Annotated in this window: 18 protein-coding genes; 8 read left to right on the top strand and 10 right to left on the bottom strand. The window is 52.8% G+C overall.

Annotation, left to right across the window (positions count from 1 at the left end; translation table 11 throughout):
- Window positions 1-320: 320 nt before the first annotated feature.
- Window positions 321-590: a translation initiation factor IF-1 gene (gene infA / locus SIB79_RS02640; protein WP_006041809.1), complete on the bottom strand. Its 270-nt coding sequence runs from the start codon at window positions 588-590 to the stop codon at window positions 321-323.
- A 267-nt stretch (window positions 591-857) separates the two neighbouring features.
- Between infA and SIB79_RS02635 the strand changes: the two genes are divergently transcribed.
- Window positions 858-1,469: a pseudouridine synthase gene (locus tag SIB79_RS02635; RefSeq protein WP_236072643.1), complete on the top strand. Its 612-nt coding sequence runs from the start codon at window positions 858-860 to the stop codon at window positions 1,467-1,469.
- On the opposite strand, the gene SIB79_RS02630 is transcribed toward SIB79_RS02635, so the two are convergent.
- The 5 genes from SIB79_RS02630 to SIB79_RS02610 form a co-directional block, all read right to left on the bottom strand.
- Entirely contained in the window at window positions 1,438-2,241 is an 804-nt protein-coding gene (locus SIB79_RS02630; protein WP_063403768.1) for a methyltransferase domain-containing protein, read from the bottom strand. The genes SIB79_RS02635 and SIB79_RS02630 overlap by 32 nt on opposite strands.
- A gap of 81 nt (window positions 2,242-2,322) precedes the next feature.
- On the bottom strand, window positions 2,323-2,538 hold the full coding sequence (locus SIB79_RS02625; RefSeq protein ID WP_011130542.1) for a hypothetical protein: 216 nt from the start codon (window positions 2,536-2,538) through the stop codon (window positions 2,323-2,325).
- Between the two features lie 74 nt (window positions 2,539-2,612).
- Window positions 2,613-3,575, bottom strand: coding sequence for an NmrA family NAD(P)-binding protein (locus SIB79_RS02620; RefSeq protein WP_063403767.1), 963 nt, complete (start codon window positions 3,573-3,575; stop codon window positions 2,613-2,615).
- A 55-nt stretch (window positions 3,576-3,630) separates the two neighbouring features.
- Window positions 3,631-3,729, bottom strand: a complete 99-nt coding sequence (gene petM / locus SIB79_RS02615) for a cytochrome b6-f complex subunit PetM (RefSeq protein WP_011130544.1) — start codon at window positions 3,727-3,729, stop codon at window positions 3,631-3,633.
- A gap of 28 nt (window positions 3,730-3,757) precedes the next feature.
- A complete protein-coding gene (locus SIB79_RS02610) occupies window positions 3,758-5,032 on the bottom strand; it encodes a N2,N2-dimethylguanosine tRNA methyltransferase (protein ID WP_063403766.1) in 1,275 nt (424 codons plus the stop codon).
- Here SIB79_RS02610 and SIB79_RS02605 point away from each other — a divergent pair.
- Together SIB79_RS02605 and ilvN are read left to right on the top strand one after the other, a co-directional pair.
- Window positions 4,946-5,953, top strand: a complete 1,008-nt coding sequence (locus SIB79_RS02605; RefSeq protein ID WP_081215667.1) for an alpha/beta fold hydrolase — start codon at window positions 4,946-4,948, stop codon at window positions 5,951-5,953. The genes SIB79_RS02610 and SIB79_RS02605 overlap by 87 nt on opposite strands.
- Window positions 5,950-6,480 carry an acetolactate synthase small subunit gene (ilvN, locus tag SIB79_RS02600; protein ID WP_011130547.1) on the top strand — a complete coding sequence of 177 codons (531 nt, stop codon included), beginning with the start codon at window positions 5,950-5,952 and terminating at the stop codon, window positions 6,478-6,480. Before SIB79_RS02605 ends, ilvN begins: the two co-directional genes overlap by 4 nt.
- 25 nt (window positions 6,481-6,505) lie before the next feature.
- Here the strand turns inward: ilvN and SIB79_RS02595 are convergent, their stop codons facing one another.
- From SIB79_RS02595 to SIB79_RS02585, 3 genes are read right to left on the bottom strand one after another with little or no spacing between them, the layout of a single operon-like run.
- Window positions 6,506-7,210, bottom strand: a complete 705-nt coding sequence (locus tag SIB79_RS02595; RefSeq protein WP_063403765.1) for a peptidylprolyl isomerase — start codon at window positions 7,208-7,210, stop codon at window positions 6,506-6,508.
- Window positions 7,211-7,213: 3 nt separating this feature from the next.
- Complete coding sequence (locus SIB79_RS02590) at window positions 7,214-7,789, bottom strand: photosystem I assembly protein Ycf4 (protein WP_011130549.1); 576 nt, start codon at window positions 7,787-7,789, stop codon at window positions 7,214-7,216.
- Window positions 7,779-7,982 (bottom strand): hypothetical protein, encoded by a 204-nt coding sequence (locus SIB79_RS02585; RefSeq protein ID WP_063403764.1) that lies wholly within the window; start codon window positions 7,980-7,982, stop codon window positions 7,779-7,781. The genes SIB79_RS02590 and SIB79_RS02585 overlap by 11 nt, the downstream gene beginning before the upstream one ends.
- On the opposite strand from SIB79_RS02585, the gene psbD reads away from it, so the two are divergent.
- Window positions 7,981-9,036, top strand: a complete 1,056-nt coding sequence (psbD, locus tag SIB79_RS02580; protein WP_011130550.1) for a photosystem II D2 protein (photosystem q(a) protein) — start codon at window positions 7,981-7,983, stop codon at window positions 9,034-9,036. The genes SIB79_RS02585 and psbD overlap by 2 nt on opposite strands.
- Window positions 9,020-10,414 (top strand): photosystem II reaction center protein CP43, encoded by a 1,395-nt coding sequence (gene psbC / locus SIB79_RS02575; protein WP_063396110.1) that lies wholly within the window; start codon window positions 9,020-9,022, stop codon window positions 10,412-10,414. Before psbD ends, psbC begins: the two co-directional genes overlap by 17 nt.
- A gap of 237 nt (window positions 10,415-10,651) precedes the next feature.
- Here the strand turns inward: psbC and SIB79_RS02570 are convergent, their stop codons facing one another.
- Window positions 10,652-11,212: a nucleoside triphosphate pyrophosphatase gene (locus tag SIB79_RS02570; RefSeq protein WP_063403763.1), complete on the bottom strand. Its 561-nt coding sequence runs from the start codon at window positions 11,210-11,212 to the stop codon at window positions 10,652-10,654.
- A 62-nt stretch (window positions 11,213-11,274) separates the two neighbouring features.
- On the opposite strand from SIB79_RS02570, the gene SIB79_RS02565 reads away from it, so the two are divergent.
- From SIB79_RS02565 to SIB79_RS02555, 3 genes are read left to right on the top strand one after another with little or no spacing between them, the layout of a single operon-like run.
- The gene (locus SIB79_RS02565; protein ID WP_236072642.1) at window positions 11,275-11,661 is read left to right on the top strand and encodes an Npun_F0494 family protein; all 387 of its coding nucleotides are present in this window, start codon (window positions 11,275-11,277) and stop codon (window positions 11,659-11,661) included.
- Complete coding sequence (locus tag SIB79_RS02560; protein WP_413681130.1) at window positions 11,658-13,178, top strand: cobyric acid synthase; 1,521 nt, start codon at window positions 11,658-11,660, stop codon at window positions 13,176-13,178. The genes SIB79_RS02565 and SIB79_RS02560 overlap by 4 nt, the downstream gene beginning before the upstream one ends.
- Complete coding sequence (locus tag SIB79_RS02555) at window positions 13,175-13,420, top strand: 2Fe-2S iron-sulfur cluster-binding protein (protein ID WP_063403762.1); 246 nt, start codon at window positions 13,175-13,177, stop codon at window positions 13,418-13,420. Before SIB79_RS02560 ends, SIB79_RS02555 begins: the two co-directional genes overlap by 4 nt.
- The last annotated feature ends 228 nt before the right edge of the window (window positions 13,421-13,648 follow it).

Here is a 13,648-nt window from a genome sequence, read left to right as displayed (position 1 = left end):
GACTTGAAATATTTTACGCGCAGAAGTCAAGCTGTCAGAGAAGCAATGAAAGCCTCAACTCATGAGAGCAAAATTATCACTTCTCAGAGATTATTACCAGAGTTGTTGTCACCAATAATATCATCACCTAGGCTATTTAATTGATCAACGCAACAACAATTCTTTAGTACAAAATTGGAATCAAGCAACAAAGATTTGTCTACCAGTAAAAAACAGCTTTTATCATTATCACATGAAAGCTTAAGTGGCAAAACCTAACAAGCAGCACTGTCAATCCTTATAAGGATTCAAGTCCAGCCCATCTATTCTTATGAAGCTGATTAACGTCGTCGTGGGCCACCAGGGCGATTTCCACCCGGGCGCCCCCCTGGGGCTCCAGCATTTCGCTCTCGATAAGTGATTCTGCCTCGAGTGAGGTCATAGGGACTGATCTCCACCAGCACCTTGTCACCAGCGAGCAATTTGATGCGGAACTTGGTGAGCTTGCCGGCGGCACGACATAAACACTGATGACCGGCGGGCTGCTCAAGGGTGACCAGATAGAACCCGTTGCCTTGTTCCTTCTCAATCACACCCGAGGTTTCGATCATGCGGTTGTGCCGTGGCTCATTGGTTCAATCGGAGTTTAGGTTGCGGCCCCTGCAAACACGGCAGAGTCAAAAAGTCTCTAGGGCCGATTGTCATTTCGCCACGCTCCATGATGGTCAACCGTTAAGACTCAGGCTTAAACGATGACTCATTTCTATTGAAGCAATCAAGCGCTGACGATCCCTACAACGATTTATCTATGCTGATACTGCTCGCGTCTACTGACTGATCAGCTGACCACCCAAGCAGACGACTTCACGACCCTTCTGTTGAATAAGCCCTACGGCTTCCTAAGCCAGTTCACCCCAGAACAGGGCAGCCAGTGGAGGTGCTTAGCAGACTTGATCCCAATACCCAGGGTGTATGCGGCAGGCCGCCTAGATGCTGACAGCGAAGGCCTCTTGGTTCTCACTGCCCATGGGCGCCTGCAGCATCGACTCACCAATCCCCATTTGAGCCACTGGCGGGTTTATTGGGTACAAGTAGAAGGTTCTCCTAGTGAAAGTCAACTACAAAAACTTGCTTCAGGAGTGATCATCAAGGGAAAGAGAACCCGTCCTGCCCTAGTGAGCTGGCTGAAGGGAAAAGCTGCTCCGATCGTGAGAGAGCGTGAACCACCCATCCGTGTGAGGAAAAGCATCCCCACTAGCTGGCTTGAATTGAAGTTAAAAGAAGGGAGAAACAGACAGGTTCGACGGATGACAGCAGCCGTAGGGCTGCCAACCCTTCGCTTGATCCGTCATCGCATCGAGCTTATTGATGGTGAGCCACCCCTCAGCATTGAAGGGATGGATCCTGGCCAATGGAGGCAGGTCTCATCAGGAGAGGCCAACCTCCTGCTGTCCCTCCTCAATCGTCCGGCAGCTGACCCACAAGCGTGACGGCGCGAAATTCAATGTCTTCAACCACCTGCCAGGGTTGATCAGAACGATCGGCATAGCTCACCTTCTCAAAGCCCAAAGCACGAAAATCCTGCAGGAAGGCCTCTTCCTGCCAGGCACCACTAATGCAGCCACTCCAGAGTTCCGGATCCTGCTGAAGAGCAAGGGGTACTGGCTTATCACAGACGATATCGCTAACAGCAAGCCGTCCACCTGGCCGCAAAACCCTGCGAATGTTGGCCAGCAGATTCTGACGATCTGCAGGATTCACCAAATTGAGCACACAGTTGCTCAACACCACATCAATCGACCGATCGGCAATAAGCGGAGCTCCATCAACCTGAGGGGCTTCAAGCGCTTCGATAGCGCCCTCGACAAAGCGCACATTGGTAAAGCCAATCCGCTCCGCCACAACTGGTGCGGCCTGACGAGCCAGGTTGAGCATCTCAACATTGCGATCCACCCCAATCACGGCACCTGCCGAACCGATCAGCTGGGCACAAATGAAAGCGTTCTTGCCACTGCCACTGCCAAGATCAAGCACAGTGTCACCAGGCTTAACCCAGCGAGTTGGGTCACCGCAGCCGTAATCGCGCTCTACAACTTCACGAGGGATGGCCTTAAGCAGGCTGAGATCGAAAGCCACAGGGGTACACAAACAAGCTTCCTGGGCATGCGCTGCAGCTCCATAGCGCTCCTCTACAGCCTGCGTCTGATCTAACTCATCAGCTCCAGGGCCTGAAGCAGAGGGACTACAGCAGCTACTGCTCATGAAAAAGACCTTCAAGAAAGATCAATCCATTGTGGTCGGTAGGGAAAGAATCGATGGCTAAACCTGCATGACCCAAGGGCATTAGCCCAAGGCCTCCAACAACTCATTCACTGTCTGCAACTGGCCGTAGTAGTAATTGGCCCTAGCTCGGCGCTCAGCATCCTCGAGGCCGTCAAAGGCATCGAAGCCAAGGTTGCGCCAAAGCTCATGCCCACAAGCCCGATCGAGCTCCTGAATAGCCTCACAAGACAAATTGTCTAGTCGGCGCTGCAGGTTTTTAACTTGAACAACAGACATGTCAGCAGGAGCAAAACAGACATGCAAATAGTACAAATAAACCATCCTCGCGCCAGTGCTGGATGGAGGATTCCTTAAAAAGGCAGCTTTTTCCTGCTTTCCTCGTCGAGATCTGCCTCCATCTCACGCAGACGCTTGAGGATCGTGTCGTAGTACTCGGAGATATAACTCTCAAGAGGGGTGGTTTCCGACGGATCCAAGCCAAAGCAGGAATAGGTGTCATCCATCGGTGCATCCAAAGCAATTCCCCCTCCAGTGACCTCTGCAAAAGCAAGCCTTTCAGCCATATTCACTGACTGTTCAAAGAATGAGACCACTCTCTGGCTCAATCCGATCAGAAAAGGTGACACACGAATCACCTTGGCTGTTTTACTACTGGACTTTTCGCAAAATTGCACAATTTCTTCAGAGGTCCAAGCCTTCGGACCCACGACAGGAAAGCTGCGGCGGATCGTTTCAGGACGCTCCAAAGCAGCCACAGCAAAACGTGCGACGTCTTGGGTATTCATGTATGCAACTGCTGTAGGCGTTTCACTCACCCAAACCGTCTGGTTTTCAAGAACAGGTATGGCGATTTGACCGATCAACCCCTGCATAAAGGCCACACCCTGCAAAATCGTGTAATCGAATAACGAATCTGCCAACAGCCTCTCGGTGCAGAATTTGATGTCCATCAGTGGCACGTTGAGATGCTTCTCAGCTGCCAACAAAGAAAGAAAGACGTAGCGCTTCACTCCTGCTTTCTCGCAAGCCCTCAGCAGATTGAGCTTTCCATCCCAATCGGTTGTGTAGACACTCGCAGAATCATCGGGACGGCTCGTGGCCGCATCAATGACCGCATCCACGCCATCAAGAGCGTAATCAATAGTCTCCGGATCAAGCAGATCGCCGCAGGTGAGCTCGCAACCCCACTCCTGCAGGAAAGCCCCTTTACGAGGTTTACGGACCATGCAGCGGACCTGATGGCCAGCATCAATGGCACGGCGAGCTATCTGCCGCCCAAGGGTGCCAGTTCCACCAACCACCAGAACCTGCATAGGGCCCTTCAATACAAGCAAGGAGCCTATATCGAGCGACTCCAGTCTGCGAACTTCAGTCCCCCTGAAGCTTCAACAAGAGAGCACCACCTGCAAGACCAACTGGGATCAACACCCAGAAGACGGCAGCAATCCCGAAAATCTCCGAAGCCATGAATGGGCATGTGAATCACGCACACCATTTAACGCCTTTCCTGACACATCTCGTGGCAAATCCGCAAAAGCTCGGTCACTGTCGCATCGGTTCGTAGTTGTCCTGCCATCACGCCACTGCCGCAAGCCTCATGGCCAGCAAAACGCAAAGCCTTGACCAATGCCAAAACAGACGGCGGGCCAGACAAAGCCAGACGCTTGGCCAGTTCAGCTGTGGACCAGCAATAGACCGGCAAACCGATATCAGACTGCAAGCGATGCAACAGCCGAAGTGTGGCGGATGCGATCGGAACGATCGACTGTTCTGCTAACACCAACAAATCGGCCAACACAACTGGCGACTGAAGGGGACCCAGCCAAAGAGGACCGCTCACCGCCCAACGGCCACCTCCTTGAGAACACATACACCCTGACCATCCCTGCAGGGACAGCAGTGGTTGAGCAAGCTGAGCACCACAAGCCTCACAGCGAGCTAAAAGCCCAAGCTGACTCTCCTCACCAGCAGCAATTCGACGCTTGATCCTTGCCGCAACACGAAAAGTACGACCTTCACTAAAGCTGACCAGGGGCTCCAAACCACGCCCTAGCAGCCATGCATGTCGTGCAAGAACCCCAAGCTGCAGCCTCAAAGCGATCTCCCAGCTGGCTGGATGTACACGAGCCGCAGCAGCCAAACTGCGAATTGCCCCTGGCCGGTCATGACCTGTGGGAGAGCGACCATCACTGCTTGCAAGCAGCAACAACCCCTCAGAAGCGAGAACCTGCAACACAGGTTGCAGAAACGCATTCGGACAACCAAAACAATCGAGATCAATCAGATCAAAACGACACTGATCGAGGTAGGCACGGCTCAGCAGGACCTCAGCGGGCTGATGAAAAAGCTTTAGCGAGATTTGCTCTTGGCGCAGAGGGGCCAAATTCCTCTCCAAAAGAGAAGCGCGCTCAAGATCGGCATCATTCACCCACAGCTCTGGCAGCTGCTCTACTCCTGACGCCAACAATGAGGGTTTAACAGCCTCCAACCCCCAGCGCAAAGCTCGTATACCGCAACCAGCCATAAGGTCCAACCAGCGCAAAGCAGGCGAAAACTTCTCTCTCCTCTGCTGCTGAAAAGCAGCCAATAAAACCGAAAGATCACGGGAAGGACGAGACTCTGGGCGGAAGAAACCACCTCCTGGCTCCAAAACGACTGAGCCTTCGCGATAGTGGGTGGTGGGTTGGTTCAAGCCGCTTTGTTTGCAACTGACTTCCAGACTGCCGAGCGGGCCATTCAAGAGACAGGTGCTGACTGGGGCGAATCCCATGATTGGTATTGGCAAGGCCTACGTTGTCACTGGCGTGTACTGGGAGCAGAGGATGCACGGCCACTCGTGCTCATCCACGGATTCGGTGCCAGCAGCGCTCATTGGCGCCACAATGCTGAACCCCTAAAAGCGGCAGGATTCCGCGTCTACAGCCTTGATCTGATCGGTTTTGGAGCTTCAGCCCAGCCAGGACTTAAACAATTTCGACGCCTCGACAATCGAATGTGGGGCAAACAATTAGCAGCCTTTCTTGAGCAAATTGTCCAGGCCAGCCCCTCTCAACAAGCAGTACTAATAGGCAATTCTCTTGGAGCACTAACGGCTCTCACCACAGCCGCATTCCGCCCAGACCTTGTTGGAGCTGTGGTAGCAGCTCCATTACCAGATCCTGCATTGGTTGAACCATTGAGCTTCCACCCCACCCGCTGGTGGCGCCGGTTGAAGCACAAGTTGATCGCAATCATCTTCCGCCTCTTGCCTCTGGAACTGATTGTTCCTCTCATCGCACGAACGCCACTCCTTAAAGCAGCTCTTCAGATGGCCTACCACCACTCCATCCAGTTAGACCATGAGCTACAACACCTGATCGCCCAACCTGCAAGGCGACCCTCGGCAGCTCGGGCCCTACGAGCGATGTGCGTTGGCATGACACTGCGGCCAGTTGGCTGCACAGCTCCTCGATTACTAAAACGCCTGGCTAGCAGGCCCGATCGCCCCCCCATATTGCTTCTCTGGGGACGAGAGGACCGTTTTGTGCCATTAAAAATTGGCCATCGACTGCAGCATCAATACCCATGGATAACGCTTTCAGTGCTTGATGAAACTGGCCATTGCCCCCATGACGAATCCACTCAGGCTTTTGATCAAGCCGTATTCAGCTGGCTGAACCTTAATTTAGGGAATGATCAACAAAGGGCATGAAGCACACCCTTTCAGTGCTAGTCGAAGACGAATCCGGAGCTCTAAGCCGGATCGCAGGACTTTTTGCACGCCGTGGTTTCAACATCGACAGCCTTGCGGTGGGCCCAGCCGAAACGCCTGGACAATCCCGACTGACGATGGTTGTAGAGGGAGACGATCATGCCCTTCAACAGATGAGCAAACAGCTCGACAAACTCGTGAACGTCCTGCAGGTGCTTGATCTAACCAGGCAACCTGCAGTCGAACGAGAACTGATGCTGCTCAAAGTTTCCGCACCCGCTCACCAGCGCAGCTCCATTTTCGATCTCGTTCAGGTCTTCCGAGCGAAAGTGGTTGATGTGGCCGATGGCGCGCTTACCCTTGAGGTGGTGGGTGACCCAGGCAAGCTGGTGGCGCTCGAAAGCTTGCTGACGCCTTACGGGATCATCGAAATCGCCCGCACCGGCAAAGTCGCTCTGGTAAGGGCCTCAGGGGTAAACACCGAACTCTTAAAGGTCTCTCCGAGCGGGAGCCGAATACCGGCCTAAGTGATTGGCAATGTCTTAAGGGTTTTTATTTCGCCATTACCAGGCTGGCTTTAAAAATACGATCACCCTGCTGAATCGAATCCACCACCGCAAACCCCTTGATCACCCTGCCAAAAACGGCATAACGGCCATCAAGTTCGGGCAAAGGGCGCAAAGCAATGTAAAACTGAGCACTAGCTGAATCCGGCGCCGGAGAACGAGCCATAGCCAGAGCCCCTTTCTTATGAGTCAATTGCAATTGCAGCAACTCTCTGGGGTTGGTGATCAACTTTCCATAGCGAGGCTGGTCATCTGTTTTCAACTTCACTTCAAAGGGAATGAAGCGGGCCTGAGCACTGGCGGGATCGATGAAACTACCCTTCCCGTAATTGATCTTGAGCGTTTTAGGATCCTTTGAAGCAGGATCACCGCCCTGAATAACAAAGGGAACGGGCTCTTTCACGACCCGATGAAAAACAGTGCCGTTATAGACACCACGTTTAACAAGATCGACGAAATTACCTGCGGTAACAGGAGCAGCATCACCATCCACCTCAAGGGTGATTGCGCCTCGATTCGTACTCATCAGCACATTGGCTTTGCCTTGCAAGCAGGGGCTAGTCAGCGAGGAACAAACCGCCTTGATCGATGCCGTAGTGGACTTGCTGCAGCCAACCAATAAGGGCACACAAAGCAGAATTCCCCAGATGTTTTGACGCCGAATCAAACGCGCAAGGGATGCGAGCAACAAAATTCAGAGCCCTTCAAGATTCACGTCAAGAAAACGCGCTAGCTCAGCACCATCCTGTTCTAACTGTGCGAGGGGGAGAGGCTGACCGACGCGGGTAAGAGTGATGTCTCGCCGACCTTGAACCCGCAAGGACAAGCGGCGAAGGGGATTGAAACCATCACGTACCTCAACCTTGACGGCTTTGACATCCTTGAGGGGGAACTCCGCGCTGATCAGCTTGAAATATCCGCGACGGCAAATTTTCACCATCCCGGAAGCCTTGTCAAAGTTGTTGCTACCTGCACCCAAATTGATGTTGATCATCGCCCAGAGGTAACTCGCCAGCAGCAAACCTGCTATGCCATAGAGACCCATCACCAAGCCCTGAGGCACGAATAGAAGAGTCGAAGGACTGCCGATGGGAAGAAGATCTCGCCCCAAATAACTAGACAGACAAGTCAGTGTGAAGCCAAGGCCGCCGATTGTGACGATTACGGCCAAGAGCTGATTGGAGAGACGTCGAAAACCGAGAACCGATTGCTCAAGCCGCTCCAGAGAAGCATCTCCGGCCTTAGGGGTTTCCTGGAGATCAGCTGACATGACTACCCAATATGAATCTCCATTCTGGACTGCTACAGCCCACAACGGGCAGATTTGAAGCAAGCCAAAGGAGCAACACCACTACAAGGGGTTTCAGCTCATGGCAACTCTCTCCCAAAGGCCCCTTGGGGATTGTTAAAGTCTTCGGGTATCCCACAGCTTGCGGCAGAACCGCACCGTTTTTTTTTCCCATGACGATCGCTGTAGGACGCGCGCCTCAGCGGGGATGGTTTGACGTCCTCGATGATTGGCTCAAGCGCGACCGCTTCGTTTTTGTTGGCTGGTCTGGCCTCCTCTTGTTCCCTACGGCCTACTTGGCCCTAGGAGGCTGGTTTACCGGCACCACCTTCGTTACCTCCTGGTACACCCACGGCATTGCAAGTTCCTATCTGGAAGGCTGCAATTTCCTTAGCGCCGCTGTAAGCACCCCCGCAGATGCGATGGGTCATAGCTTGCTGCTGCTATGGGGCCCTGAAGCTCAGGGTGATTTCGTGCGCTGGTGTCAGCTTGGTGGCCTCTGGACCTTCGTAGCCCTTCACGGCTCCTTCTCTCTGATCGGCTTCATGCTGAGACAGTTCGAGATTGCCCGTTTGGTTGGCATCCGCCCCTACAACGCACTTGCCTTCTCAGGCCCAGTCGTTGTCTTCTTGGCGTGTTTCCTCATTTACCCCCTAGGACAACACAGCTGGTTCTTTGCTCCCTCGTTTGGGGTTGCAGCAATCTTCCGCTTCATTCTCTTCCTCCAGGGCTTCCATAACTGGACTCTGAATCCCTTCCACATGATGGGAGTAGCAGGAATCCTCGGTGGTGCCTTGCTCTGTGGCATCCATGGCGCAACGGTGCAGAACACCTTGTTCGAAGATGGCGCTATGTCAAACACCTTTAAAGGGTTTGATCCCACCCAGGAAGAAGAGACCTATTCAATGGTCACCGCCAACCGTTTCTGGAGCCAGATTTTCGGAATCGCCTTCTCAAACAAACGCTGGCTGCACTTCTTCATGCTGTTCGTGCCTGTCATGGGCATGTGGACGCCTTCTGTTGGCATCGTTGGCTTAGCAGTCAACCTGCGTGCCTACGACTTCGTCTCGCAGGAAGTCCGCGCCGCTGAAGACCCCGAATTCGAGACCTTCTACACCAAGAACGTTCTTCTTAACGAAGGTATCCGAGCCTGGATGTCCGTTGCGGACCAACCTCACGAAAACTTTGTATTCCCTGAAGAGGTAATGCCACGTGGAAACGCCCTTTAAATCTTCCATACTGCAGAATGCCGGGGGGTACAGCCTTGAATCCACCGGTTACGCATGGTGGGCAGGTAATGCCCGGTTCATCAACCTTTCTGGACGCCTACTTGGCGCCCACGTTGCCCATGCAGGTCTGATGACTTTCTGGGCAGGAGCCATGCTCCTGTTCGAAGTCAGTCACTTCACCTTCGACAAGCCAATTTTCGAGCAAGGCCTGATCTTGATGCCACATGTGGCAGCGCTTGGTTATGGCGTTGGTACAGGTGGCGAAATCGTAGACATCTACCCGTTCTTCCATTGCGGGGTGATGCACTTAATCATCTCTGCTGTGTTCGGCTTGGGTGGGGTCTATCACTCCTTGGCCGGCCCTGAAAAACTTCAGGATTACAGCTCTCCATTTTTCAGGCTTGATTGGAAAGACAAAAATCAGATGACCAACATTCTTGGTTACAACCTGATTTTTCTAGGCTGGGGAGCTCTTGCTCTGATCCTCAAGGCCTGCTTCTTTGGCGGCATCTATGACACCTGGGCTCCAGGTGGTGGCGACGTGAGATTAATCACCAGCCCCACACTTGATCCAGGCGTGATCTTTGGATACGTGTTCAGTTCTCCCTGGGGAGGTACCGGTTGGATCACTGGTGTCAACTCAATGGAAGACCTCATTGGCGGCCACATTTACGTTGCTGCTCTTCTATTCGTTGGCGGCCATTTCCACATTGCCACCAAGCCATGGGGATGGGTTCGTAGAGCCTTCATCTGGAACGGAGAGGCCTACCTCAGCTACGCCCTTGCTGGCCTGAGCTGTTGTGGTTTCATTGCCACGGCCTACATATGGTTCAACGTTACCGCCTATCCATCAGAGTTCTACGGTCCATCGAACGCCGAAGCCTCTCAAGCCCAGAGCTTCACCTTCCTAGTTCGTGACCAACGCCTTGGAGCAAATATTGGTACTGCCATGGGGCCAACAGGCCTTGGTAAATACCTGATGCGTTCTCCTACTGGTGAAATCATCTTTGGTGGAGAAACGATGCGCTTCTGGGACTTCCGTGGTCCTTGGTTAGAACCACTGCGTGGACCTAACGGCCTGAGCCTTGACAAGCTTCAGAACGATGTTCAGCCATGGCAAGTTCGCCGTGCTGCTGAATACATGACCCACGCCCCCAACGCCTCCATCAATTCAGTAGGTGGAATCATCACCGAGCCCAACTCGGTTAACTTCGTGAACCTTCGCCAGTGGTTAGCTGGTCATGCGTTCTTCCTAGCTTGGTTCACCATCGTGGGGCACTGGTTCCACGCTGGTCGCGCCAGGGCTGTTGCAGCAGGGTTTGAAAAAGGCATCGATCGTAAGACCGAACCAGCCTTGTCAATGCCTGATCTGGACTGATTCTCAACATCAAGCATCGATCTTGTTAATCGGGAAAACCTTCAACCCTCGCCATTGCGGCGAGGGTTTTTTTTTCATGAAGCCAAAGGACATCAAAAAAAAACACAGCGCAACAATCACATGCTCAATAGAACCTGAAGAACAACAACTTGCCTCAAAAAACCACAGCAATGATCAACCTTAACAATGGAAAAATCAATGCCAAGCTTTCAATAACTCACTATCAGTTAATCCAAATTATTCATTAATAACTAGCAACCAGCGCCGCAACAGGGGCAAACTCAAGCCAATCACATTGCTAAAACAACCCTCAAGGCGCTCCACCATCAAGCCACCCTGACCCTCAAGAGCAAAGCCACCCGCGCATAACAATGGTTCACCAGTTGCCACATAAGCCTCGATCTCAGAATCACTCAAGGCAGCAAACAGCACACGTGTCGTTACTGTTTCGCTGAGGCGCTCACCATTAACACTGAGCAAACAGTGACCGGTATGCAAAAGCCCCCACGCCCCAGCCATTCGCTGCCAACGGCTACTGGCTTCCACCGCCGTGGCAGGCTTGCCAAACACTGTGCCATCAAACTCCAACACTGAATCGCAGCCAAGCACCGGCAAAGCCGCCTTAATTTGTTGATGCACCACCCCAGCCTTCGCCTCCGCTAAATGCTGGACAAGTCGCACTGGATCAACATGGTGGATAGTCTCTTCATCAACCCCACTCACCATCACTTGATGGGGAATCGCGGCCTGTTGAAGCAGTCGACGGCGGGCTGGAGAAGCCGAGGCAAGCATCAACACAATTACAGCAGCGAGAACAAGTTCTTAGGCTGCCATTAATGGTCGACCTTGCCTCCGTTGCCATGACAAGCGAGATGGAATTGCTTGACATGCGCAGCAAAAAACGTGCTGCCCAAGCCATGCGTTGTCTTCGGTTTGACAGCAGGTTTTATACCGATGCCCAATCAACAGGGCTCAATGCTGAGAGCGTTTGGCAGCAAGCCCGGCAATACTGCTTGCCTGGATGCAGCTGGTTTCAGCGTGCTGATGCTGTTGAAGCCGATTTTCGCTGGTTGATTACCGTTGGTGTGTTGCGCCGTGAAGTCGATGGGCAGGGGTTGACAGCGAAAATACGTCTCACCCCCTTGGGCCGCCAGCTACTTGAACAGTCACCAGGGTTACCAACACAACGAGCTGGGATTTTCGAACGACTGCAACACAATCTGCGTCGACTTTGGCCCAGACAATGAGCACCGATGGGATGTCGACCCCCCTGATGGTGTTAGGCACATCCAGTGGAGCTGGTAAATCATTAATGTCTGCCGCTCTCTGCAGGCTGCTGCTTCGTCGAGGCGAAACTCCCATACCCTTCAAAGGGCAAAACATGAGCAACAACGCCTGGGTTGATGAGAGCGGCGGAGAGATGGCCTATTCACAAGCCCTGCAAGCTTGGGCGGCAGGACTCAAGCCCCAATGCGCCATGAACCCTGTGCTGCTCAAACCCCAGGGAGACAGCACCAGTGAAGTCATCCATCTTGGTCAAAGCGTTGGCACGGCGCGTGCCGAGACCTACTACGAGCAATGGTTCCGTCCTGGATGGAGCGTCATCCGTGAGGCGCTAAAAGACCTTCAATGCTCTTACATCCATGGCCGGCTTGTCTTGGAAGGTGCAGGCAGCCCAGTGGAAGTCAACCTGCAACGGCGAGACCTCACCAACCTGCGATTGGCTCAGTTCCTGCGTGCCCGCTGTTTGCTCGTTGCCGATATCGAACGCGGTGGTGTTTTTGCCCAGATCATGGGAACCCTGTCTTTACTGAAGCCGGTAGAAAAGCAGTTGATACGCGGGCTACTCATCAATCGTTTCCGTGGCCGACGCGAACTTTTTGATGAAGGGCGCGATTGGTTAGAAGCCGAAACCGGAATTCCCGTCATCGGTGTAATGCCATGGCTGGAAGAGCTCTTCCCGCCCGAAGACTCCCTTGATCTACTGGAGAGAAGAGGCAAAAAAAATGATGCCGAGATCGAAATCGCTGTCTTGAAATTGCCATCCCTAAGTAATTTTTCCGATCTCGATCCATTAGAAGCAGAACCCACAGTTGAGCTGCGATGGGTTGAACCCGGCACATTCCTCGGGATACCAGATGCTGTCATCATTCCCGGCAGCAAGCAGACACTGCGCGATCTAAATTCGCTAAACCGCAGTGGTTTAGGACGTCAGTTGCAAACCTACGCCCAAAGCGGCGGGCATGTGTTTGGCATCTGTGGCGGCATGCAAATGCTTGGGCGAACTCTGGCAGATCCCCTAGGTCTGGAAGGCGTCATAACAACAGAACCATCAAGCAGCATGGCAGGACTCAATCTGCTGCCTCTAGATACCGTTTTCAAACGCAGCAAGGCTCTAAGACAATGCCAAAGGATTACCCAGTGGCCAGACAATGCCAAGGTGAAGGGATTTGAATTACACCATGGCAATAGCCAACTCATTCAAGGGAGCCATGAGTCTGTCCTCCCTATGGCTGACGATCCCTCAATGGGTTGGGTCAGTAAAAATGAGAGCTGCGGCCAAGTCGCGGGAACTTACCTGCACGGGATTTTCGAGAATGGTCGCTGGCGAAGGCTGTGGCTCAATCTGATCCGGAAGCAAAAGGGCTTAGCAGACTTGCCGACCGATATATCCAACCATGAGCAACAAAGAGAACAACTACTCAATCGTCTCGCCGATGTTTTCGAAGAACATGTCAACATCAACCCACTGCTGGGAACATGACGATCTCTAAGATTGAGATTCAATGGCCCAATGGCACAAGCTCCCTTACAGAACCAGGGATTGATTGGCTCCAGGTTGCTCGAGACGCAGGAATCATCATTCCCACAGGTTGCTTACAAGGGAGCTGTGGTGCTTGTGAGATTGAAGTGAATGGAGAAGTGGTGAGAGCCTGCATCGCCATCGTTCCCAGAACGAAGTCATGCCAACTCAAGGTGGAGTTCGCCGATGATCCTTTCTGGTGATCTATCGCAGAGCTATCAATCCTTTTTAAACAGCATTTGCCTTACAGCTTTTGCAGGAAGCAACGGGGGGGGGGTAGCACTGATGACTTTCTACCGAGAGAAATAAATGCAGCGACTAATAGTCAGCAAGCAGCAATTAATGCCTGCTCTACTGATTATTTCTGATGCAAGCCCATTCCTACTCATGGGTTTTTTCATAGAGACAGCCTGGCTTGGTGGCCACTTTGA

Source organism: Prochlorococcus sp. MIT 1342 (assembly GCF_047304495.1).
Classification (GTDB): Bacteria; Cyanobacteriota; Cyanobacteriia; order PCC-6307; family Cyanobiaceae; genus Prochlorococcus; species Prochlorococcus marinus_D.
Note: the sequence above shows the minus strand (reverse complement) of the source record. Positions and strands in the feature narration are given on the sequence as shown.